Source organism: Anaeromassilibacillus sp. An250, from assembly GCF_002159845.1.
Classification (GTDB): Bacteria; Bacillota; Clostridia; order Oscillospirales; family Acutalibacteraceae; genus Anaeromassilibacillus; species Anaeromassilibacillus stercoravium.
This window is the reverse complement of record NZ_NFJK01000052.1, coordinates 1-1,640: the sequence shown is the minus strand read 5'-3', so window position 1 is coordinate 1,640 and position 1,640 is coordinate 1. Positions and strand designations below refer to the sequence as shown.

Annotated in this window: 2 protein-coding genes; both read left to right on the top strand. The window is 58.0% G+C overall.

The annotated features are described in order from the left end of the window. A partial coding sequence (locus B5F54_RS17040; RefSeq protein WP_087235326.1) for a relaxase/mobilization nuclease domain-containing protein occupies window positions 1–1,086 on the top strand: 1,086 nt, incomplete at its 5' end. Continuing rightward, a complete protein-coding gene (locus B5F54_RS17035) occupies window positions 1,076–1,462 on the top strand; it encodes a cysteine-rich VLP domain-containing protein (RefSeq protein ID WP_070087578.1) in 387 nt (128 codons plus the stop codon). The genes B5F54_RS17040 and B5F54_RS17035, both read left to right, overlap by 11 nt. The last annotated feature ends 178 nt before the right edge of the window (window positions 1,463–1,640 follow it).

The following is a 1,640-nucleotide window of genomic DNA, read 5'->3' as shown; positions in this document are numbered from 1 at the left end:
TTCAAATCCGAAGTCATGGAGATGTGCCACCGGGAGGGGCTTTACCAAATCGACCTCTTGAACGGCAGCAAGAACCGCGTGACCGACCGGGAGTATTGGGCGCAGAAAAAGGGACAGGCTGCGCTGGACAAGCAGAACGCCCCCATGATTGCAGGCGGTATCACGCCCCGGCAGACCAAGTTTGAAACGAACAAGGAGAAGCTGCGGCAGACCATACGGAAAGCCCTTGCCACCGCCGCCAGCTTTGACGAATTTTCCTCTCTGCTGCTGCGGGAGGGCGTGACCGTCAAGGAGAGCCGGGGGCGGCTGTCCTATCTCACGCCGGACAGGACAAAGCCCATTACCGCCCGGAAGCTGGGCGACGACTTTGACCGCACCGCTGTCCTTTCCGTTTTGGAGCAGAACGCCGCCAGAGCCACAGAAAAGGCCGCAGCCATACTCGAATACCCCCGGCATGGGAACACAAAAGCCCCACAAACCGCCCCGAAGCAGGACGGTGTGCAGCGGCTTGTGGACATTGAGCAGAAAATGGCCGAGGGCAAAGGCCGGGGCTATGAACGCTGGGCGACCATGCACAACCTCAAACAAATGGCCGCGACGCTGAATGTGTATCAGGAATACGGCTTTACTTCCCCGGAGCAGTTAGAAGCCGCCGTTGATACCGCCTATCAGGAAATGCGCCAGACCAGCGGCGAACTGAAAGCACTGGAAACGAAGCTACAAGGGAAAAAGGAGTTGCAGCAACAGGTACTTGCCTATGCCAAGACCAAGCCCACCCGCGACGGGCTGAAAGCGCAGAAATCCGAGAAAGCCCGCGCCGCCTACCGGCAGGCAAACGAGAGCGATTTTATCATAGCCGAAGCCGCCGCCCGGTATTTCAAGGCGCATGGCATCACCAAGCTGCCCGCCCGGAAAGCGTTGCAGGCCGAGATCGAGCAGCTTATCTCCGAGAAAGACGGCCTGTATAACACCTACCACGAACAGAAACAGCGGTTCAAGGAGTTGCAGACCGTCAAGCGGAACATCGACCAGATTTTGCGCCGGGAGGAACCCCACCGCAGAAAGGAGCAGAGCCATGAGCGATAACCTGCCCCGCATGGACTACCGCCAGCACCGGCGGGCGCGGCGGCTGGTACATGAGTGCTGTAACTACGACGAGGGAAACTGCCTGCTGTTAGACGACGGGGAGCCTTGCGTGTGCGTCCAAAGCATTTCCCTTTCCCTCATGTGCCGCTGGTTCCGTGTGGCTGTCCTGCCCCTTGACGGGGAACTGGCCGCAGCCCTCTTGTACCGGGGGAGCCGGAAACGGTGTGAGGTCTGCGGGGCGGCATTTGTCCCCAAATCCAACCGGGGAAAATACTGCCCCGACTGCGCCGGACGCATGAAGAAACTCAAAGCCGCCGAGAGAAAGCGGAAACAAAGGCAGAAATGTCACGCTTTAGAGCCTTTCAAACCCGCATGAATCAAGGTTTTTTTCGTGAGTGTCAAAGGGTACGCGATACATTTATCCTTTTCCCCCGGAAACGCCGTTCTAAGGCGTGACAAAACACCACAATCAACCCGAACACAGGGAGGTGATACTATCGCTGATTATATCATGGCAGACACGCCGCTGCCTATCTATCTGCCCTACCCCCGTT

Coding starts and splice junctions, on each gene's coding strand:
- B5F54_RS17035 (WP_070087578.1), top strand. CDS start 1,076: ATGAGCGATAACCTGCCCCGCATGGACTACCGCCAGCACCGGCGGGCG.